The sequence below is a fragment of the Kitasatospora sp. NPDC096077 genome (genome assembly GCF_040303245.1).
In the GTDB taxonomy this organism is placed as follows: Bacteria; Actinomycetota; Actinomycetes; order Streptomycetales; family Streptomycetaceae; genus Kitasatospora.
Genome location: NZ_JBEOSV010000061.1, coordinates 1 through 18,718 on the forward strand (window position 1 = coordinate 1; position 18,718 = coordinate 18,718).

18 protein-coding genes are annotated in these 18,718 nt (G+C 74.0%); 10 read left to right on the forward strand and 8 right to left on the reverse strand.

From position 1 onward, the window contains the following. Nucleotides 1–130 precede the first annotated feature (130 nt). Nucleotides 131–1,063: an AraC family transcriptional regulator gene (locus tag ABTZ03_RS34220; protein ID WP_350517054.1), complete on the reverse strand. Its 933-nt coding sequence runs from the start codon at nucleotides 1,061–1,063 to the stop codon at nucleotides 131–133. A gap of 172 nt (nucleotides 1,064–1,235) precedes the next feature. On the opposite strand from ABTZ03_RS34220, the gene ABTZ03_RS34225 reads away from it, so the two are divergent. Beyond that, nucleotides 1,236–1,994, forward strand: coding sequence for an SDR family oxidoreductase (locus tag ABTZ03_RS34225; RefSeq protein WP_350517055.1), 759 nt, complete (start codon nucleotides 1,236–1,238; stop codon nucleotides 1,992–1,994). Nucleotides 1,995–2,049: 55 nt separating this feature from the next. On the opposite strand, the gene ABTZ03_RS34230 is transcribed toward ABTZ03_RS34225, so the two are convergent. From ABTZ03_RS34230 to ABTZ03_RS34240, 3 genes are all read right to left on the reverse strand, one after another. Further along, nucleotides 2,050–2,739 carry a GOLPH3/VPS74 family protein gene (locus tag ABTZ03_RS34230; protein WP_350517056.1) on the reverse strand — a complete coding sequence of 230 codons (690 nt, stop codon included), beginning with the start codon at nucleotides 2,737–2,739 and terminating at the stop codon, nucleotides 2,050–2,052. 32 nt (nucleotides 2,740–2,771) lie between these two features. Then, nucleotides 2,772–3,305, reverse strand: a complete 534-nt coding sequence (locus tag ABTZ03_RS34235; protein ID WP_350517057.1) for a hypothetical protein — start codon at nucleotides 3,303–3,305, stop codon at nucleotides 2,772–2,774. A gap of 454 nt (nucleotides 3,306–3,759) precedes the next feature. Further along, a complete protein-coding gene (locus ABTZ03_RS34240; RefSeq protein WP_350517058.1) occupies nucleotides 3,760–4,323 on the reverse strand; it encodes a universal stress protein in 564 nt (187 codons plus the stop codon). 257 nt (nucleotides 4,324–4,580) lie between these two features. Here ABTZ03_RS34240 and ABTZ03_RS34245 point away from each other — a divergent pair, with 257 nt between their 5' ends. Then, complete coding sequence (locus ABTZ03_RS34245) at nucleotides 4,581–6,371, forward strand: oleate hydratase (RefSeq protein WP_350517059.1); 1,791 nt, start codon at nucleotides 4,581–4,583, stop codon at nucleotides 6,369–6,371. Between the two features lie 130 nt (nucleotides 6,372–6,501). On the opposite strand, the gene ABTZ03_RS34250 is transcribed toward ABTZ03_RS34245, so the two are convergent. Further along, the gene (locus ABTZ03_RS34250; protein WP_350517060.1) at nucleotides 6,502–6,795 is read right to left on the reverse strand and encodes a hypothetical protein; all 294 of its coding nucleotides are present in this window, start codon (nucleotides 6,793–6,795) and stop codon (nucleotides 6,502–6,504) included. A gap of 150 nt (nucleotides 6,796–6,945) precedes the next feature. Between ABTZ03_RS34250 and ABTZ03_RS34255 the strand changes: the two genes are divergently transcribed. The 6 genes from ABTZ03_RS34255 (at nucleotide 6,946) to ABTZ03_RS34280 (ending at nucleotide 13,391) form a co-directional block, all read left to right on the forward strand. Beyond that, nucleotides 6,946–7,293, forward strand: a complete 348-nt coding sequence (locus ABTZ03_RS34255) for a GntR family transcriptional regulator (protein WP_350517061.1) — start codon at nucleotides 6,946–6,948, stop codon at nucleotides 7,291–7,293. After that, a complete protein-coding gene (locus tag ABTZ03_RS34260) occupies nucleotides 7,290–8,309 on the forward strand; it encodes a DUF1648 domain-containing protein (RefSeq protein ID WP_350517062.1) in 1,020 nt (339 codons plus the stop codon). Before ABTZ03_RS34255 ends, ABTZ03_RS34260 begins: the two co-directional genes overlap by 4 nt. 197 nt (nucleotides 8,310–8,506) lie before the next feature. Continuing rightward, entirely contained in the window at nucleotides 8,507–10,240 is a 1,734-nt protein-coding gene (locus tag ABTZ03_RS34265) for an ABC transporter permease (RefSeq protein WP_350517063.1), read from the forward strand. Nucleotides 10,241–10,263: 23 nt separating this feature from the next. Beyond that, nucleotides 10,264–11,586, forward strand: coding sequence for an ABC transporter ATP-binding protein (locus ABTZ03_RS34270; protein WP_350517064.1), 1,323 nt, complete (start codon nucleotides 10,264–10,266; stop codon nucleotides 11,584–11,586). A 108-nt stretch (nucleotides 11,587–11,694) separates the two neighbouring features. Further along, the gene (locus ABTZ03_RS34275; RefSeq protein ID WP_350517065.1) at nucleotides 11,695–12,477 is read left to right on the forward strand and encodes a hypothetical protein; all 783 of its coding nucleotides are present in this window, start codon (nucleotides 11,695–11,697) and stop codon (nucleotides 12,475–12,477) included. Nucleotides 12,478–12,578: 101 nt separating this feature from the next. Then, the gene (locus tag ABTZ03_RS34280; protein ID WP_350517066.1) at nucleotides 12,579–13,391 is read left to right on the forward strand and encodes an SAM-dependent methyltransferase; all 813 of its coding nucleotides are present in this window, start codon (nucleotides 12,579–12,581) and stop codon (nucleotides 13,389–13,391) included. Between the two features lie 15 nt (nucleotides 13,392–13,406). Here ABTZ03_RS34280 and ABTZ03_RS34285 read toward each other — a convergent pair whose 3' ends face one another. Together ABTZ03_RS34285 and ABTZ03_RS34290 are read right to left on the reverse strand one after the other, a co-directional pair. Further along, the gene (locus ABTZ03_RS34285) at nucleotides 13,407–14,066 is read right to left on the reverse strand and encodes a response regulator (protein WP_350517067.1); all 660 of its coding nucleotides are present in this window, start codon (nucleotides 14,064–14,066) and stop codon (nucleotides 13,407–13,409) included. Beyond that, nucleotides 14,063–15,274, reverse strand: a complete 1,212-nt coding sequence (locus tag ABTZ03_RS34290) for a sensor histidine kinase (RefSeq protein ID WP_350517068.1) — start codon at nucleotides 15,272–15,274, stop codon at nucleotides 14,063–14,065. The genes ABTZ03_RS34285 and ABTZ03_RS34290 overlap by 4 nt, the downstream gene beginning before the upstream one ends. Nucleotides 15,275–15,399: 125 nt before the next feature. On the opposite strand from ABTZ03_RS34290, the gene ABTZ03_RS34295 reads away from it, so the two are divergent. Continuing rightward, nucleotides 15,400–16,311, forward strand: coding sequence for an ATP-binding cassette domain-containing protein (locus tag ABTZ03_RS34295; protein ID WP_350517069.1), 912 nt, complete (start codon nucleotides 15,400–15,402; stop codon nucleotides 16,309–16,311). Then, the gene (locus ABTZ03_RS34300; protein ID WP_350517070.1) at nucleotides 16,308–17,129 is read left to right on the forward strand and encodes an ABC-2 transporter permease; all 822 of its coding nucleotides are present in this window, start codon (nucleotides 16,308–16,310) and stop codon (nucleotides 17,127–17,129) included. Before ABTZ03_RS34295 ends, ABTZ03_RS34300 begins: the two co-directional genes overlap by 4 nt. Nucleotides 17,130–17,142: 13 nt before the next feature. On the opposite strand, the gene ABTZ03_RS34305 is transcribed toward ABTZ03_RS34300, so the two are convergent. After that, nucleotides 17,143–18,717, reverse strand: coding sequence for an MFS transporter (locus tag ABTZ03_RS34305; RefSeq protein WP_350517071.1), 1,575 nt, complete (start codon nucleotides 18,715–18,717; stop codon nucleotides 17,143–17,145). Nucleotide 18,718 lies beyond the last annotated feature (1 nt).

Sequence of the window (18,718 nt, forward strand, 5' to 3'; positions counted from 1 at the left end):
GCGCGCGGCGTCGGGGTGCGTGCATCGCAAGGCGGAGGAGGGAGTCCATGCGGAGCATCGGCGACCGACGACAACGCGGCGAGGTGCGTGCCCCGACGTCGCGCGCCCGGCGGGAATTGTCAGACACGCCCTAACGCTCCCGCCCGGCCCGCAGCCCCGCCGGGGTGAGGCCGGTGTGCACCCGCATGGTGCGGGTGAGGTGGCTCTGGTCGGCGAAGCCGCACAGCTGGGCGACGGCGGCGATCGGGGTGTCGGTGGTCAGCAGCACGCGGCGGGCACGCTCCAGCCGCAGCCGGACCAGGTACTGGTGCGGGGACTGCCCGGTGGAGGCGCGGAACGCCCGGGTGAAGTGGGAGGGGCTGACGCCCGCGACGGCGGCCAGCTCGGTCAGCGACAGCCGTCCGTCCAGATAGCCGTTCATGTGGTCGACGACCCGGTTCAGCCGCTTCGGGGTGAGCCCGCCCTCCCGCTCGGGCAGCCCGGGGCCGCCGGTGGCGGCGGTGCGGATCAGATGCGCGGCCAGGGCCTGGAGCATCGACTGGGCGTAGAGCGGGTCGGCGGGCCCGGGGCCCTCGTACTCGGCGACCAGTCGCTCGACCAGCATGCCCAGGAACGGGTCGGTGAGGTGGTAGAGCGGGGCGAGCTCCAGCGGGCCGGGCCGGTCGCCCTCGATGGCGAGCTTCTCCAGCCAGGCCGGTTCGAGGGCGACCAGCATCAGCTCGGCGTCCTGCTCCCAGCGCGGGCGGGAGGCCCAGCCGGCCGGGTTGACCAGGGCCTGGCCGCGGTGGAACCGCTCCCGGCGGGGGCGCCCGTCGGCGCTCCAGCTGAGGTCGGCGGAGCGGCCGGTGTGGACGACCACCACGTGCCGGGTGGGGCCGTCCGCCGCCTCGCCGCTGCCGCCGGCCCGCTCCAGGCCGCGCTCGACCACTCCCTCCTCCAGGTCGGCACCGCTGCCGGAGAGCCGGACCAGGCGCGGCTTGATCGCGGAGGTGGCGCCGGTGTCGGCGTCGGTACCGTTGCCGGGCTCGGGGGCGGATGCGGGGCGTGCGGGGGTTGTTCCCATACCGCCGATTGTGGTCCGTCCGGGTGCGGAACGACGAACGCCCGGAGCCCCGGCCCGCGGATCGTGAGCGGTTCGTTCCAGCGCCCGTCGGATTGTTCAAGCCCCGGAGGGCCCCCGCCCCGGACAGTGGTCGGGCGAACACTTCCACTCTTCCGGCAAGGAGCCGTAGATCATGAGCAACAACCACTCCCTGGCGGGCAAGGTCGTCCTGGTCGGCGCGGGCGCGAAGAACCTCGGCGGGCTGATCAGCCGCTCGGCGGGCGCGGACGGCGCCGAGGTCGTCGTGCACTACCACTCGGACGCGACCGCGCCCGACGCCGAGGCCACCGTGGCGGCGGTCAAGGAGGCCGGCGGCGAGGCCGTGGCCGTCCAGGGCGACCTGACCGTGGTCGCCGAGGTGGAGCGCGTCTTCGCCACCGCGAAGGAGACCTTCGGCCGGATCGACGTCGCGGTGAACACGGCCGGCATGGTGCTGCGCAAGCCGATCACCGAGACCACCGAGGCCGAGTACGACCTGATGCACGCGGTGAACGCCAAGGCCGCGTACTTCTTCATCCGCGAGGCGGGCAAGCAGCTCGCCGACGGCGGCCGGGTGATCACCGTGCTGACGTCGCTGCTGGCCGCCTTCACCGACGGCTACTCGACCTACGCCGGTGCCAAGGCCCCGGTCGAGCACTACACCCGGGCCGCGGCCAAGGAGTTCGCCGGGCGCGGGATCTCGGTCAACAACGTCGCCCCGGGCCCGATGGACACCCCGTTCTTCTACGGCCAGGAGACCCCGGAGCGGGTCGCCTTCCACAAGTCCCAGGCGATGGGCGGCCGGCTGACCCGGATCGAGGACATCGCGCCGATCGTGACCTTCCTGGCCACCGAGGGCGGGTGGATCACCGGACAGACGCTGTTCGCCAACGGCGGCTACACCACCCGCTGACCGGCTCTCCGGGGCCCGGGCCGGGTCGTCCGCCCGGGCACGGGCCCCGGAGCCCTCACCCGGTCGCCGCGACGGTGCTCGCCGCGGTCGCCGCGGTGATCACCGCGACCATGGTGGCCTGCATGTTCCTGATCGCCTCGCGGACCGACTCACCCGCCCAGTCGCCCTCGGCGATCTCGGCGCAGCGCGCCCGGACCTGCTTGGCCTGCTGGCGCGGCAGGGCGGAGAAGGCCGGCCGGTGCAGCCGGGCGGAGTGCAGCAGGGCGATCAGCACGGCGGTGCGCTGGTCCGGATCGGCGCCGTCCAGGACGACCGCGGCCAGTCGGCCGCGCAGGGCCCGCTCCACGCTGCCGTCCGCCTCCGGGTAGAGCCGGACCGGGAAGAGTCCGAGGACCCGGTGCCGCTCCTCGCGCACCAGGCCGCGCTCGCAGAGCCGCTGTTCGGCGTCCCGCACCACCGTGGACCGGTCCTTGGCCAGCCAGTCGGCGGCCTTGGCCCGGCCGGGGCGCCGCTTGCCGGCCCACTCGGCGAGGCGCTCCAACCGGCCGTCCAGCAGCGGGTCCCCGATCGGGGTGCGGTCGGTCACCGTGAGCCGGCCGTCGGCCACCTCGACCCGCCCGGCCAGCACGAGTTCGGCCAGCAGGCCGCCCGCCGCCGCCCAGGCGGTGTTCGTCCCCTCCTTCGACGCACCGGACTCGTCGTCCAGCGAGAGCAGCACCAGCTCCTCGGCGAGGGTCACGGGCATCGGGACTCCTTCCTCCTCCATCGACCCGGCGCTCACCGGCTCAGCGCCTCGACCAGGCGACGGGCCCGGGTCTCCTCCCCCAACAACGCCCGGAGCAGCGGCTCGGTGCCCCCGTCCGCCGCCGCGGCCGTCAGGTAGGCCTCGACCGAGCGCGGGTCGGCGGGCAGCGTCACCGTCGCGGCCTCCAGCGCGGCGAACACCCGGGCGTACCCGAGAGCCAGGCCGTCGAGCAGTTCGCCACCCACCCCCTCCGGAGCCAACTCCGGCTCCTGGAGCGCCACTTCGCGGACGGCCAGCAGGGCCAGCAGGACGTGCTCGGTGCCGGGCGTCCGACGGCCGAGCCGCTCGGCCTGGGCGTCCGCCTCCGACCGGATCCACGCCGGGCTCCCGGCCGCCCCCGGCTGCAGCAGCCGCTTCCAGCGCGGGGCCCGGCGCGCACCGCGGGCGAGCAGCGCCTCCCGGGTGGGGTGCAGCAGCGGGTCCAGGCCCTTCGCCGCGGCGGCGTCCGGCCGCGCGCCCTGCTCCTGCCCGCGCTCCTGCTCGTGCTCCTGCTCGGTCGTCTCCATCGGCCCCTCCCACGGATGCGGCTTTAGGCTTCGGGCTTTACGCGAACAATACTCGCACTTTTCCTGTTCTTTAGTTTTATCTGCGCGTCAAGAACGCGTCAGGAACGGCGGGTGACCAGGCAGAGCCTGAGTCCGGACGACCACGCCCGCGACCGGCCGGTGTCCCGGCCGAACTCTCCGCCGAGGACCGACTCCACGCCGCGCCCGACCGGGCAGGGGCGCCGGCCGGGGCGCGCGGCGCGGACGCGGCGGGACCGCTCCCCACGAACAGTCCCGTTGTCCGAACCGGCGCACACGACCGCGCGCCCCTTCACCTGTCTTCCACCGGTCACCGCGGGCCCCGGTGTACCGGCCGGGTCCGTGCGGGGTTCGGTGCGGTCCGCTCCACACCGGAGCGGACCGTTCATGGGCGGTGCGGGCGGACGGCCCGGACCGCGTCGACGGCTCGTCGGGATCAGCCCTTCGCCGCGAGCAGCTCGGCGGCGGGCAGGACCGGCAGGTGCCAGCGGGCGCGGCGGTGCAGCGCCTCCAGGTCGTGCAGGTCGTGCAGCAGGGCGGGCACCGGGACGGTGAGCACCGGGCAACCGGCCGCGCGGGCGCAGTGCGCCGACACCGAACGCCGGAACCGGCGGTGCAGCAGGCCGCCGCTGCGGCCGAGCACCAGCAGGTCGTCCGGCCGGTCGGCGACGTGCACCAGGGCGGGCCCGGTGTCGCCGCGGATCACCACCGGCTGCATGGTCACGCCCGGCCCGTCCGCGCCGAAGGCCGCTTCCAGGGCCTCGTCCAGACGCCGTTCGGCGGCGTCCCGGGCGGCCGCGAGCAGCGGCGGGCAGGGCGAACGCCGGTAGCCGTGCTCGCCGCCCGGGGGCTCCCAGGCGAGCACCGGCCAGAGCTCGGCGCCGCGGTCCCGGGCCTCGGCCACGCCGCGGTGCAGCGCCGCCAGGCTCCCCAGCGACCCGCTGACTCCGACCACCACCCTGGGTGCCGTGCCGTCCTGGTGCCGCCCGTTGCCGTGCATGGTCCGTCCTCGTGTGGTTCGGTCTTCCGTCGAGCTCCACCCAACCTCCGACGGACCGCTCCCCCGGGCGTCGTTGACGCCTCCCTGACGCCCCGGGCGGCGTTCCGTACGCACTCCATACACGGCGGCCCGCCCTCACCCGTCCGGCTCAGCCGACGGGCGCGGAGCAGGTCCGGATGGGTGGATGGGAGACGCCCACCGGGGACGGCCGTGCCCGGCGGGCCGTCCGGTGTCGGGCTTTCGAGGGAGTGCGGGCTTTGTACTACAGCAGCGGCAACTACGAGGCGTTCGCCCGGCCGAGGAAGCCCGAGGGCGCGGAGCGCAAGCGGGCGTGGTTCGTCGGGGCGGGGCTGGCCTCGCTCGCCGGGGCCGCGTTCCTGGTCCGGGACGGCCAGGTGCCCGGGGAGCGGATCACCGTGCTGGAGCGGCTGAAGCTGGCCGGCGGCGCGCTGGACGGCATCAAGGAGCCGGCGAAGGGCTTCGTGGTCCGGGGCGGCCGCGAGCTGGAGGACCACATGGAGTGCCTGTGGGACCTCTTCCGCTCGGTGCCCTCGCTGGAGATCGAGGGCGCCTCCGTCCTCGACGAGTTCTACTGGCTGAACAAGGACGACCCGAACTTCTCGCTCCAGCGGGTCACCGAGCGCCGGGGCCGGGACGCCGGGACGGACGGGCTGTTCGCGCTCGACGACAAGGCGCAGAAGGACATCGTCCGGGTCTTCCTCGCCACCCGCGAGGAGGTGGCGGGCAAGCGGATCGACGAGGTCTTCTCCCGGAACTTCCTGGACAGCAACTTCTGGCTGTACTGGCGCACCATGTTCGCCTTCGAGGAGTGGCACGGCGCGCTGGAGATGAAGCTCTACCTGCACCGCTTCATCCACCACATCGGCGGGCTGCCGGACCTGTCGGCGCTGAAGTTCACCAAGTACAACCAGTACGAGTCGCTGGTGCTGCCGCTGACCCGCTGGCTGATGGACCAGGGCGTGCGGTTCCGCTTCGAGGTCGAGGTCACCGACATCGACTTCGACCTGTCCCCCGGCACCCCCGACTCCCCCGGGCGCAAGCAGGCCACCCGGATCCACTGGCGGGAGGCCGGGCGGGACGGCGGGGTGGACCTCGGCGTGGACGACCTGGTGTTCACCACCATCGGGTCGCTGACCGAGAACTCGGACAACGGTGACCAGCACACCCCGGCCCGGCTGGACGAGGGACCGGCCCCGGCCTGGGACCTGTGGCGTCGGATCGCCGCCAAGGACCCGGCCTTCGGGCGGCCCGAGGTGTTCTGCGGCGACATCGCCCGGAGCAAGTGGGAGTCCGCCACGGTCACCACGCTGGACCCGCGCATCCCGCAGTACATCCGGAAGGTCGCCGGGCGCGACCCGTTCGGCGGCGGCGTGGTCACCGGGGGCATCGTCACCGCCCGGGACTCGGCCTGGCTGCTGAGCTGGACGGTCAACCGTCAGCCGCACTTCAAGCAGCAGCCCGCGGACCAGGTCGTGGTCTGGCTGTACTCGCTGTTCGTCGACCGTCCCGGCGACTTCGTGCACAAGCCGATGCAGGAGTGCACCGGCGAGGAGATCACCCGGGAGTGGCTGTACCACCTGGGCGTGCCGGTCGAGGAGATCCCCGAGCTGGCCGCCTCCGCCGCCCGCTGCGTGCCGGTGATGATGCCGTACGTGACGTCCTTCTTCCTGCCCCGGCACGCGGGCGACCGGCCGGACGTGGTGCCCGGGGGCGCGGTCAACTTCGCCTTCATCGGCCAGTTCGCCGAGACCACCCGGGACTGCGTCTTCACCACCGAGTACTCGGTGCGCACCGGTATGGAGGCGGTCTACCGGCTGCTGGGCGTCGAGCGGGGCGTGCCCGAGGTGTTCGGCTCCACCTACGACGTGCGCAAGCTGCTGGCCGCCACCACCCGGCTCCGGGACGGCGCCGAACTCGACCTGCCCGGGCCGGAGTTCCTGCGCAGGCGGCTGCTGAGCCGACTGGAGGCGACCGAAGTCGGCGAGCTGCTGCGGGAGTTCGGCCTGATCGAGGACGGGCGTTCCTGACGCCCCGCCGGACCGCCCCTGCCCCGGGCGCCCGCGCCGGTGGCAGCGGGCCCCGGACCGCCCCTGGTGCCGCGGCCCCGGACCGCCCCTGGTGCCGCGGCCCCGGGGGCGGGCGGGCGTTCCGGCCGGGTCAGGGGATGTAGAGGCTCTGCGCCTCGGTGACCCGGCTGTCGTCGCCGGCCTGGATGACGTCGAGGACGTCTCCGGTGCAGTCCGCGCCGGAGTGGATCTCCGCCGCCCGGTCGGTGAGGTTGTCGATGATGCTGGCGGAGTCGTCCAGGGCGTAGCAGCCGGCGGGGTCGGTCTGGGTCGTGCCGTTGATGGCCAGGTCTCCGGTGGCGGCGGCGGCCGGGCCGGCGGTCAGGGTCAGGGCGGCGGCGACCATCAGCGGGACGCCGAGAGCGGCACAAAGGTTGATCTTCATGCCATATGAATAACTGTTCGGCACTGACGCCGCGCCAGGAGCGGGCGGGGATTAGCTCCGGAGGGGGCGATGAGCTGGGCCGAATGCCCGCGCCGACTGCGAGGCCGACCCCTGGCACCACGATTGAATGGTGCTATCGTCACTAGCACCATGTTGCTGAAGCTGGACCTTGGCGACTCCCGCCCCCTGCACGAGCAGGTCGCGGGCGCGATCCGACGGGCCGTCGCGGAGGGCGAGTGCGCCCCCGGCGACAAGCTGCCGCCCGCCCGGGAGCTCTCCCGGGCCCTCGGCGTGAACACCAACACCGTCCTGCGCGGGCTACGCGCCCTGCGCGACGAAGGGGTGCTGGAGTTCCGCCGGGGCCGTGGCATCACGGTCGCCACCGACGCCGGCAGTCGCGCCGAACTGGTCGACCGGGTACGGCAGTTGGTCGCCGACGCGGCCCAGGCCGGCTACAGCAGGAACGATCTCGTGGATCTGATCAGGGGGATGTCGTGAAGGACGAGGAAACCGCCGGAGAACCCGTCTCAGACCGGCCGGTGCGCCTGCGCCCTGTCCGGGGAGCGCGGTGGGCGACGGCGGTCTGGGTCGTCGGGGTGGCGGCCCTGCTGGTCGCCCTGCCGCTGACCGCGCGCGACCGGCTGCCGGAGCAGGTGGCGACCCACTGGAGCGGGAGCCGGCCGGACGGCTCGATGCCGCTGACGGCGGCGGCACTGTTCCCGGCCGGCGTCTGGCTGCTGGTCGCGGCCGGTCTCGCCCTCGGCCTCCGGTTCCGGCCCGGTCGGACCCGCGGCTTCACCGGCCCGGTGCTGGCCGGCACCGGGGTGCTGCTGGCCGGGGCGCAGGCCTCCATCGTGCGCGCCAACCTGGACCGGGCCCGCTGGCAGGACGCCGCGCCGATGGGCGTCGAGGTGGTCCTGATCATCCTCGCCGCCGGAGTGGCGGGCGTGCTGACCTGGCTGGCGACCCGACCGGCCGCCACCGAGACCCCCCGGCCCGGGGTGCGACTGCCGGCCCCGGCGCCGGGCGAGCGGGTGGTCTGGCTCTCCCAGGCCGCCAACCACTGGATGCAGCTGGGCGCCGCCGTCCTCGGGCTGTTCTCCGCGGCCGGGCTGCTGCTCGCCGCGGGCGGGCGCACCGACTCCGTCGACTGGGCGTCGGTCGTCCTCTACGGCCTGGCCGCCGTCGTCCTGCTGCTCTGCTCCTCGGTGCGGGTCCGGGTGACCGACACCGGCCTGCACGTCGGCTTCGGCCCGTTCGGCCGACCCGTCCGACACCTCGCCCCCACCGAGCTGGTCTCGGCCCGGGTCGAGCGGCTGAGCGGCCGCCAGGCCGGCGGCTGGGGCTACCGGATCAACGGCCGGGGCACCACCGTGTTCCTGCGCCGGGGCGAGTGCCTGGTGGTCCGCACCAGGCGCGGTACGGAGTTCACGGTCAGCGTCGACGACGCCGAGCGCGGCGCCGCCCTGCTCAACTCGCTGATCGCCCGCACCGCCGACACCGCGGCGCACTGAGCCCGTCCGCACGCGGCTTCGCGACGCCGCACCCCGCCCGGCCCCTTGGGGCCCGCCACCCGTGAGCAGCCCTCCGGTGGCGGGCCCGGCCGTCTGAGGCGAGGCTGGTGCGCGGCCGGGCCGGTGCCCGGACCCGGTCGCCGAGCAGCGCCGGACGGCAGCGGGCAGCGGCGGACAGCGGACGGACGGTGGTGCGGGTGGCCGGCGGCGGTTTCCCCTCGCGCGGCGTGTGGCGCCGCCCCGAGCTGCGCTGGGTGGACCTGCTGGTCGCCGCCGCCCTGATCGCCGGACTGTACGGACTGCTGCGGCTGGCCCCCTCGCTGGACGCGCCCTTCCTGCCCGACCAGGCCCCCGCCACCGTCTCCACCGACCCGTCGAACCTGCCGTTCTACGCGGTCCGTTCGCTGCTGCGGATGTTCGTCGCCCTGATCGCCTCGGTGCTGTTCACCTTCGTCTACTCGACCGCCGCGGCCCGGCTGCGGCGGGCGGAGAAGGTGCTGCTGCCGATCCTGGACATCCTCCAGTCGGTGCCGATCCTGGGCTTCCTGTCGATCACCGTCACCGCCTTCATCAACCTCTTCCCCGGCTCCACCCTCGGCCTGGAGTGCGCGTCGATCTTCGCCATCTTCACCTCGATGGCCTGGAACATGACCTTCGCGTTCTACTACTCGCTGGTCAGCCAGCCGGTCGAACTCGACGAGGCGGCCCGGGTGATGCGGCTGACCAAGTGGCAGCGGTTCTGGCGGCTGGACGTGCCCAGCGGCATGATCCCGCTGGTCTGGAACGGGATGATGAGCTTCGGCGGGGCCTGGTTCTTCCTCGCCGCCTCCGAGTCGATCAGCGTGCTCAACCACCACTACGCGCTGCCCGGCATCGGCTCCTACGCGGCCACCGCGATCGGCAACGGCGACCTGGACCAGGTCGGCATCGCGATCGGCGTGATGATCATCATGGTGATCGGCGTCAACGTGCTGTTCTGGCGGCCGATGACGGCCTGGTCCGAGCGGTTCCGGGTGGAGGAGTCGGAGGCCGCCGACCGGCCGCGCAGCGTCGTCCTCGACCTGCTGCGCCGCTCCAGCCTGCCGGAGCTGGCCGGCCGCCCGTTCCGGCCGCTCGGGCCGGCGCTGGACCGGGCCACCCGGGTCTTCGGCCTGGCCGAGCACCCGCTGTCCCGCCCGGCCACCCGGGAGCGCACCGGGGACGTGTTCTTCGCCGGGGCGGTCGCCGTCGTGGTGGTCTACGGCGCCTGGCGGGCCTTCGACTACCTGCACACCACGGTCGGCCTCGGCGAGTTCGGCCACGCCTTCGCGGTCGGCGCGGCCACCTTCGGGCGGGTGCTGGTGCTGCTGGTGCTGGCCACCCTGGTCTGGGTGCCGATCGGGGTGTGGATCGGGATGAACCCCAAGGTCACCCGGTTCGCCCAGCCGGTGGTGCAGGTGCTGGCCAGCTTCCCGGCGAACTTCCTGTTCCCCTTCGCCACCGCCGCCTTCGTCGCCCTCGGGATCTCGCTGAACATCGGCTCGGTGCTGCTGATGGCGCTCGGCGCGCAGTGGTACATCCTGTTCAACGTGATCGCCGGCGCCTCCGCGATCCCCAGCGACCTGCGCGAGGCGATGACCGGCTTCCAGGTCCGGGGGCGGCTGCGCTGGCGGGCGTTCATCCTCCCGGCGATCTTCCCGTACTACGTCACCGGCGGGATCACCGCGGCCGGCGGCGCCTGGAACGCCTCGATCGTCGCCGAAGTCGTCGACTACGGCTCGCACCACCTCACCGCCACCGGGCTCGGCGCCTACATCGCCGACGCCACCGGCACCGGCGACTTCCCGAGGATCCTGGTCGGGGTGAGCGTGATGAGCGTCTACGTGGTCGCGCTCAACCGGCTGCTCTGGCGCCGCCTCTACCGGCTCGCCGAGACCCGCTACGCCCTCTGACCTCCAGTCCTCCGAGGAGCACCATGACCGCCGCCGCCACCCGCACCACGATCGTCGAGGCCGCCGACGTCACCAAGACCTTCACCACCCCGGACGGCCGGGCGCTGCCGGTGCTCGACGACATCAGCCTGGACCTGGCCGAGGGCGAGATCGTCGCCCTGCTCGGCAAGTCCGGCTCCGGCAAGTCCACCCTGCTGCGCTGCCTGGCCGGGCTGATCTCGCCCTCCTCCGGCACGGTCACCTACCGCGGCACCCCGCTGCGGGCGGCCAACCCGGGGGTCGCGATGGTGTTCCAGTCCTTCGCCCTGCTGCCCTGGCTGACCGTCCAGCAGAACGTCGAACTCAGCCTCCAGGCGCGCGGGGTGGACGAGGAGGAGCGGCGTGACCGGGCCCTCCGGGCGATCGACCTGATCGGCCTGGACGGCTTCGAGGGCGCCTACCCCAAGGAGCTGTCCGGCGGCATGCGGCAACGGGTCGGCTTCGCCCGGGCGTTGGTGGTGGAACCGGACGCGCTGTTCATGGACGAGCCGTTCTCCGCCCTCGACGTGCTGACCGCCGAGAACCTGCGCAACGAACTGGTCGGCCTCTGGGAGGGGCACGAGGCCCCGGTCAAGTCGATCCTGATCGTCACCCACAACATCGAGGAGGCGGTGCTGCTGGCCGACCGCATCCTGGTGCTCTCCTCCAACCCCGGCCGGATCCGCTCCGAGCTGACCGTCGACCTGCCCCGCCCGCGCGACCGCCGCACCCCGCAGTTCGAGGCCCTGGTCGACACCGTCTACGGCATCCTCACCGGCCGCGAGGAGCACGCCCCCGCCGAGCACCACGCCGCCCGGCCGGCCGCCACCCCGATCACCACCCCGCTGCCGCCCGCCACCGTCGGCGGACTGGCCGGCCTGCTGGAGATCCTGCTCGCCATGGGCGGCGAGGAGGGCCTGGCCGAGATCGCCGACGAGCTGAACTTCGAGGTCGACGACCTCCTCCCGCTGGTCGACGCCGCCGTCCTGCTCGACCTCGCCCGCACCACCGAGGGCCGCTTCGCCATCACCGCGGCCGGCCGCGAGTTCGCGGACGCCGACATCCTCACCAGCAAGCAGCTGTTCGCCCGCAACGCCGCCCACCGGGCGCCGCTGGTGCGCGCCATCGTCCAGGCGCTGGCCGCCACCGAGAACCACAAGCTGCGCGAGGACCTCTTCCTCGACCTGCTGCGCGCGGGCTTCGACTCCGAGGACGCCCGCCGCCAGCTGGAGACCGCCATCGACTGGGGCCGCTACGGCGAGCTCTACGACTACGACGCCGACGACGCCGAGTTCGTCCTCGAACCCGGCGCGGAGGCCGCGCTGTAGCGTCAACCCGGCACCATGGAAAACCACCTGATCCGGTGGTGGTCGATCTCCCCCGGCGGGTACACCAGTTGGCGACCGACCAGCGCGCCGACCTGCGAGGAGGCGTCCGTGACCGACGACCGGAGTGACCGGGGGACCATCGACTCAGCACAGACCACTCAAGCCGATCAGACCACTCAGACCGATCAGAGCACCCAGACCGTTCAGGACGAACGGACCATCACCCTGCTGCGCCTCGGCGTCGGGGCGATCGGCGTGCTGCTGCCACCGGCCCTGCCGCTGGGCAACTGGCTGGCGGCGGAGCTCACCGGCCGCTCCACGGAAGGGTTCTGGCCCGCCTCGATGAGCGCCGCGTACTACGGCAGCACCCGGAACGTCCTGGTGGGCGCCCTGTGCGCGCTCGGGGTGTTTCTGGTCTGCTACCGCTTCGACCGGCGGGACGACCGGTGGAGCACGGCGGCCGGGGCGTTCGCGCTCGGGGTCGCGATGTGTCCGACGGTGCCGTCGGATCCGACCGGGCTGCAGCGCACCGTCGGGGTGCTCCACCTGGTCTTCGCCTCACTGCTGTTCGTCATGCTGGCACTGTTCTGCCTGTTCTCCTTCCGCGATCCGCGCGCGGCGCAGCCCGCCCGGGTCTCCACGGCCTATCTGGCGGCGGGGGTGCTGATCGTGGTCGCACTGCTGGCGGCGGCGGTCAGCGGGCTCTCCGGCTTCGGGGCGGACTGGCCGATCCGGCCGATGTACCTGTGCGAGTGGGTCGCCACCTGGGCCTTCGGCGCGGCCTGGATCGGTGCGGCGGTGGAGGCGGCGGCCGGACGGCGCGGGCGGGGTGCGGTCCCCCGGCAGTCCGGGGCGATCGGGGTGCGGGGGGCAGAGGCGCCACAAACCTGAGCTTTCGTCAGTTCGTCGTACCGGTGAACCGTTACCATGCGCACCGAGGCCGGCCGCCCTGACGGCCGGCGACGGATGCCGACAGCAACGGGGAACGCGCGATGACGAACCAGGACCACCCGTCGGTCGACCTGCGGATGGACGTACCGCACTCCGCGCGGGTCTACGACTACCTCATCGGCGGCAAGACCAACTTCGAGGCGGACCGCACCGCCGCGCACGCCTCGGTGCGGGCCTGGCCGGCCCTGCCGGTCTCCATGCGCACCACCCGCGACTTCATGCAGCGGGCGGTGCGCCACCTCACCCGGGAGTACGGGGTGCGGCAGTTCCTGGACATCGGCACCGGCATCCCCACCTCGCCCAATGTGCACGAGATCGCCCAGGCGATCGCCCCCGAGGCCCGGGTCGCGTACGTGGACAACGACCCGATCGTGCTGACCCACGCCCGCGCCCTGATGTCCGGCACGGCGGTCGGCCGCACCTGCTACGTGGACGCCGACTTCCGCGACCCGGAGTCCATCATCGGCGACCCCCGGCTGCGCGAGGTGCTCGACCTCACCCGGCCGGTGGCGCTGTCACTGATCGCCATCGTGCACTTCGTGCTGGACGAGGACGACCCGCAGGGCATCGTGCGCCGCTTCATGGACGCGCTGGCGCCGGGCAGCTTCCTCGCCCTCACCGTGTTCACCGGCGACACCGACCCGGTCGGCGTGGGCGGCGTCGGCCGGGAGTACAACGCCCGCGGCATCCCGCTGCAGATCCGCGACAAGGCCGAGACCGAGGCCTTCTTCGACGGCTACGAACTGCTCGACCCGGGCGTCGCCCTGGTCCACCACTGGCGGCCGGACGCCGACGCCCCGGTGATCCGCGACCAGGACATCGCGATGTACGCGGGCGTGGCGGTCAAGCACTGACCGGCGGGGGCCGGCTCAGCCGGGGACGGCGACCAGGCCCGTCTCATAGGCCAGGATGACCAGTTGGACCCGGTCGCGGGCGTCCAGCTTGGCGAGCAGCCGGGTCATGTAGGTCTTCACGGTGGCGATGCTGAGCACCAGTTCGGCGGCGATCTCGGGGTTGGACAGGCCCCGGCCGACCAGGGTGAGGATCTCCCGCTCCCGGTCGGTGATCACGTCGAGCCGGTCGGCCGGCGGTGCCGGACTGCTCGGTCGCTGCGCCGCGAACGCGCCGATCAGCCGACGGGTGACGCTCGGCGCGATCAGCGCCTCCCCCGCAGCGACCACCCGGACCGCGGCCAGGATGTCGTCCAGCGCCATGTCCTTGACCAGGAAGCCGGACGCCCCGGCGCGCAGCGCCGCGTACACGTGCTCGTCCTCGTCGAAGGTGGTGAGCACCACCACCCGGGTCGGTCCGCCGGCCGCGGTCACCCGCCGGGTCGCCTCGATGCCGTCGGTGCCTGGCATCCGGATGTCCATCACCACGACGTCCGGCCGCAGTTCGGCGGCCAGCCGGACAGCCTCGGCGCCGTCGCCCGCCTCGCCGACCACCTCGACGTCCGCCGTCTCGGCGATGACCATCTCCAGGGCGGCCCGCACCAGCGGCTGGTCGTCGGCCAGCACCACCCGGATCACACCGTCACCGCCTTGCGGGCGACCGGGGTGACGCCCTCCGGGATCGGCAGCCGGGCGGCGACCCGGAACCCGCCGTCCGGGCGCGGCCCGGCCTCGAACTCCCCGTGCAGCAGGGCGACCCGCTCGCGCAGCCCGGCCAGGCCGAAGCCGGTGCCGGGCGTGCTGCCGCGGCCCCGGCCCCGGTCGGTGATCTCCAGCGAGAGCTCCCCCGCCGTCCGGTCCACCGTCACCAGGCAGTCGCGGACCTCGGCGTGCCGCACCACGTTGGTGACCGACTCCTGGACGATCCGGAACGCCGAGAGGTCGATCTCCGGTGGCAGCGGCCCCGGTTCGCCGGTGCGCCGCACCTCGACCCGGACGCCCGCCGCGGTGGTCGCCCCGGCCAGCCGGTCGAGGTCGGCCAGGCCCGCCGGGACGGTGTCCGACACCTCGCCGTCGGCCTGGCGCAGCGCGACCAGCATCCGGCGCAGCGCGGCCAGGGTCTCCCGTCCGGCGGTCTCGATCTCGCCGAGCGCCTGTTCGGCCCGCTCCGGTCGGCGGTGGATCACCCGGCGGGCCGCGCCGGCCTGGAGGGCGACGATGCCGATGCTGTGGGCGACCGTGTCGTGCATCTCCCGGGCGATCCGCAGCCGTTCGGCGGTGACCGCCTCGACGGCGGCCCGGCTGCTCAGCGTCTCGGCGTGCTCCCGGTTCTGCCGCACCGAGCGCCCGGCCAGCCAGGCGACCAGGGCGAGCAGCGCGGCGCCGTCGGCCTCGCCGATGTGGGTGCCGGTGAAGATGCCGACCGTGTTGCCGCGCACCAGGCCGATGTGCAGCACCAGGAACAGCGCCGCCAGCCCGAAGGCGGCGCGCGAACTGCGGCGCGGGCAGCGGGCGGTGATCAGGAACAGCGCGACGTCCACGGCGAGCAGCGCGCCCGGCGGGACTTGGGTCTTCGCCGAGAAGCCGTCGGTCTCCATCCAGGTGGCGAACAGCAGCAGGGCGACCGAGAGCACCGGCAGCCGCCGGACCAGCGCCGCTCCGACGAAGGCGATCGCGGTGTCGCCCAGGGTGAAGGCCAGGCCGCCGTGCAGGGCGGCGCCCTGGTGCAGCCGGGCGGTGCCGCCGAGCAGTACGGCGGGGTAGGCGACGGCGACGCACCAGGCGAGGGCAACCCAGGCCTCGGGCGGGACGCGCCGGAACAGCGGGGCTCTCGGTGTCGCGGGCATGATCGAGATCGTAGTGACGGCCCGCGGGCCCGGGCATCCACCCCAGGTTGTACGACCCGAGCCGACCTGCGGTGTCGACGGCGGTCCGATGCGGCGGGCCGGGCCGCTCCGGCACCGTGGTGGCCATGATCGAAGTCAATGAACTGACCAAGCGCTACGGCCGCCGGACGGTGGTCGACCGCCTCGACTTCACCGTCCGCCCCGGCCATGTGACCGGCTTCCTCGGCCCCAACGGCGCCGGCAAGTCCACCACCCTGCGGATGGTGCTGGGCCTGAACGCCCCCACCTCCGGCGCCGCCACCGTGGACGGACGGGACTTCCGCGGTCTGCCGCGCGGCCTGCGCGAGGTCGGTGCCCTGCTCGACGCCGGCGACGTGCACGGCGGCCGCACCGGCGGCGCCCACCTGCGGGCCCTCGCCCTCGGCAACGCCATCCCGCGCCGCCGGGTGGACGAGGTGCTCGCCGAGGTCGGCCTCGCCGACGCCGCCGGGCGGCGGATCGGCGGCTACTCGCTGGGCATGAAGCAGCGCCTCGGCATCGCCGGCGCCCTCCTCGGCGACCCGCCCGTACTGCTCTTCGACGAACCGCTGAACGGGCTCGACCCGGAGGGCGTGCTCTGGGTGCGCGGACTGTTCCGCCGGCTCGCGGCGGAGGGCCGGACGGTCTTCGTCTCCAGCCACATGATGGCCGAGATGGAGCACACCGCCGACCGGCTGATCGTGATCGGCCGCGGCCGGCTGATCGCCGACGAGAGCCTCGGCGAGTTCGCCGCCCGGGCCGGACGGACGGGTGTCGCCGTCCGCGCCGCCGAACCCGAGCGGCTGACCGCCGTGCTGCGCGCCGCCGGCGCCACCGTCCGCCCGGGGCCGGACGGGAGCCTGGACGTGACCGGTCTCGACCCCGGCCGGATCGGCGAACTCGCCCTGGAGCAGCGCCTGTTGCTGTACGGACTGACCGAGCGCGGCGCCTCCCTGGAGGAGGCCTTCATGCAACTGACCGCCGACAGCGTCGAGTACCTCGCCGGAGAGCCCCGATGAACGCCCGGACCCCTGTACGCCGTGCCCGCTTCGGTGACCTGCTCGCCGCCGAGTGGCTGAAGTTCTGGTCGCTGCGCTCGATCCCCTGGGTGCTCGCCCTCGGTGCGCTGGCCGTCCTCGCCGCCAACCTCAGGACCGCCCAGTACACCCACGACCACTACCTGCCCGGCGAGGGCGATCCGGTGGTGATGAAGCAGGTCGCGCTGAACGGCTCCTTCGACACCGCCTCCGCCGACATCCTGATGCTGCTGGCCGGCAGCCTCGGCGCCATCGTCATCGCGGGCGAGTACGGCACCGGCCTGATCCGCACCACGCTGGCCGCCGTCCCGGACCGCCGGGCGGTGCTGCTCGCCAAGGCGGCCGTGCTGACCGCGGTGCTGACCGGCTTCGGGATCGTCAGTGCGGGCGGGTCCTTCGGCCTCACCCAGGCGGTGCTGGCCGACCGGGGCATCGGGCAGTCCATCACCGACCCGACGGCGCTGCGGTACGTGGCGGCGGCCGCGCTGTTCGCCCCGGTGTGCGGGCTGGTCGGGCTCTGCCTCGGCACGCTGCTGCGGCACAGCGCGGGGGCGGTGGTGGGCACCGTGGTGGTGCTGTTCTTCCTGCCGTCCCTCGTCACCGAGCGCTACCGCTGGAGCGCCGACCTGCTGCACGCCCTGCCCTTCGCGGCCTGGCAGCGCCTGGCCCGCACCACCCTGGCGGGGATGCGGCCCACCGAGTACCCGGCCACGGTCGCCGGCTCCTGGACCACTTACGCGGCATGGGCGCTCGCCTCGGTGGTCCTGGCGACGGTGGTGATCCAGCGCCGCGACCACTGAACCCGCCGTACGGTCAGCGGACTCGGGCGGTCCGCTGCCGCCGGCCGGCCCACTCGTCGGCGAGTGCCACCAGCAGGGCCACCAGCACCAGCCCCGCCGCCACCGTGACGCCCAGTTGGAAGGCGAGCGCCCAGTCGGGGTGGGGGCCGGTCGCCCGGGCGAAGAAGACCGAGCCGACCACCGCGATGCCGACCGCCGAGCCGACCCGCTGGGCGGTCTGCAGGACGCCGCCCGCGCTGCCCGCCCGGGCGATCGGGACGTGCTGGAGGGTGAGCGTCTGGTTCGGGGCGATCACCAGCCCGCTGCCCACCCCGGCGACCAGCAGCGGGCCGAGCGTGGTCCAGCCCACCGAGGGCCCCGACCACAGCTGCACCGCCAGCGCCGAGGCCAGCAGGCCCAGCAGCACCAGCAGCAGCCCGAGCACCACCAGCCGCCGTCCGAACCGGCTGACCAGCCGTCCGCCCACCGCGGCCGCCACGCCGGAGCCGACCGCGAACGGAGTGATCGCCAGGCCGGCCGTCAGCGCCGAGTAGTGCTGGCCGGCCTGGAGATAGAGCGTGAAGATGAAGAAGATCGCGGTGAACCCGGCGAAGTACACCAGCGACAGCAGCACCCCCGCCGCGTACGGGCGCACCGCGAACAGCGCCATGCTGACCAGCGGTTCGCGCCGCCGCGCGTAGTACCGCTCCCAGGCCACGAAGGCGGCCAGCAGCACCGCCGCCAGCGGCAGCAGCAGCCAGCGGGCCGCGCCGTGCCACTGCTGCTCCTGGACGAAGGGCAGCAGCAGGGCGACCGTCCCCGCGCCGAGCAGCACCACCCCGACCGGGTCGAAGTCCCGGTGCCCGGCCCGGTCGGCGGCCGGGCGGGGCGGCGGGAGCAGCCGGTAGGCCACCGGCAGGGCGGCCACGCCGATCGGCAGGTTGACCAGGAACACCCAGCGCCAGCCGTCCTGCGGGCCGAACAGGTGGATCAACAGGCCGCCCAGCAGCGGCCCGACGGCGGTGGACAGCCCGATGGTCGCGCCGAGCGCGCCGAACGCCCGGCCGCGTTCGGCGCCCTGGAACAGGATCTGGATGAAGCCGGACACCTGCGGCACCAGCACCCCGCCCGCGGCGCCCTGGAACAGCCGGGCCAGCACCAGCCACTCCTGGTTCTGCGCCGCCCCGGCCAGCGCGCTGGCCGCGGTGAACAGGGCGAGCCCGGTGAGGAACACGGCCCGCCGGCTGCGGGCGTCGCCGAGCCGCCCGGAGGGCACCAGCACCAGGCCGAAGGCGAGCGCGTAACCGCTGAGCACCCACTGCAGGCCGCTGTCCGACATGTGCAGTCCGGCCCGGACGGTCGGCAGGGCGACGTTCACGATGCTGACGTCCAGCAGGGTCATGAACCCGGCGACCAGACAGACCGCCAGCGCCCGCCAGCGGCGCGCCTCGGCCCGCCCGCCGGACGCGGCGGAGGCGCCGCCTGTGGCGGGGGTGGTGGGCACGGCAGGGGTGGTGGGCACGGCGGGGGTGCTGGGCACGGCGGGGGTGCCGGGCGGCTGTACGTGCGGGTGCGCCGCGTCGCGGTCGTGGGCGGCTGGGGAGGTCATG

Excerpts from the sequence above, each read along its gene's own strand:
- ABTZ03_RS34225 (WP_350517055.1), top strand. The coding sequence starts at position 1,236 with ATGAGCAACAACCACTCCCTGGCGGGCAAGGTCGTCCTGGTCGGCGCG.
- ABTZ03_RS34240 (WP_350517058.1), bottom strand. The coding sequence starts at position 4,323 with ATGCACGGCAACGGGCGGCACCAGGACGGCACGGCACCCAGGGTGGTG.
- ABTZ03_RS34270 (WP_350517064.1), top strand. The coding sequence starts at position 10,264 with ATGACCGCCGCCGCCACCCGCACCACGATCGTCGAGGCCGCCGACGTC.
- ABTZ03_RS34295 (WP_350517069.1), top strand. The coding sequence starts at position 15,400 with ATGATCGAAGTCAATGAACTGACCAAGCGCTACGGCCGCCGGACGGTG.
- ABTZ03_RS34300 (WP_350517070.1), top strand. The coding sequence starts at position 16,308 with ATGAACGCCCGGACCCCTGTACGCCGTGCCCGCTTCGGTGACCTGCTC.
- ABTZ03_RS34255 (WP_350517061.1), top strand. The coding sequence starts at position 6,946 with ATGTTGCTGAAGCTGGACCTTGGCGACTCCCGCCCCCTGCACGAGCAG.
- ABTZ03_RS34250 (WP_350517060.1), bottom strand. The coding sequence starts at position 6,795 with ATGAAGATCAACCTTTGTGCCGCTCTCGGCGTCCCGCTGATGGTCGCC.
- ABTZ03_RS34280 (WP_350517066.1), top strand. The coding sequence starts at position 12,579 with ATGACGAACCAGGACCACCCGTCGGTCGACCTGCGGATGGACGTACCG.
- ABTZ03_RS34220 (WP_350517054.1), bottom strand. The coding sequence starts at position 1,063 with ATGGGAACAACCCCCGCACGCCCCGCATCCGCCCCCGAGCCCGGCAAC.
- ABTZ03_RS34230 (WP_350517056.1), bottom strand. The coding sequence starts at position 2,739 with ATGCCCGTGACCCTCGCCGAGGAGCTGGTGCTGCTCTCGCTGGACGAC.
- ABTZ03_RS34290 (WP_350517068.1), bottom strand. The coding sequence starts at position 15,274 with ATGCCCGCGACACCGAGAGCCCCGCTGTTCCGGCGCGTCCCGCCCGAG.
- ABTZ03_RS34235 (WP_350517057.1), bottom strand. The coding sequence starts at position 3,305 with ATGGAGACGACCGAGCAGGAGCACGAGCAGGAGCGCGGGCAGGAGCAG.
- ABTZ03_RS34305 (WP_350517071.1), bottom strand. The coding sequence starts at position 18,717 with ATGACCTCCCCAGCCGCCCACGACCGCGACGCGGCGCACCCGCACGTA.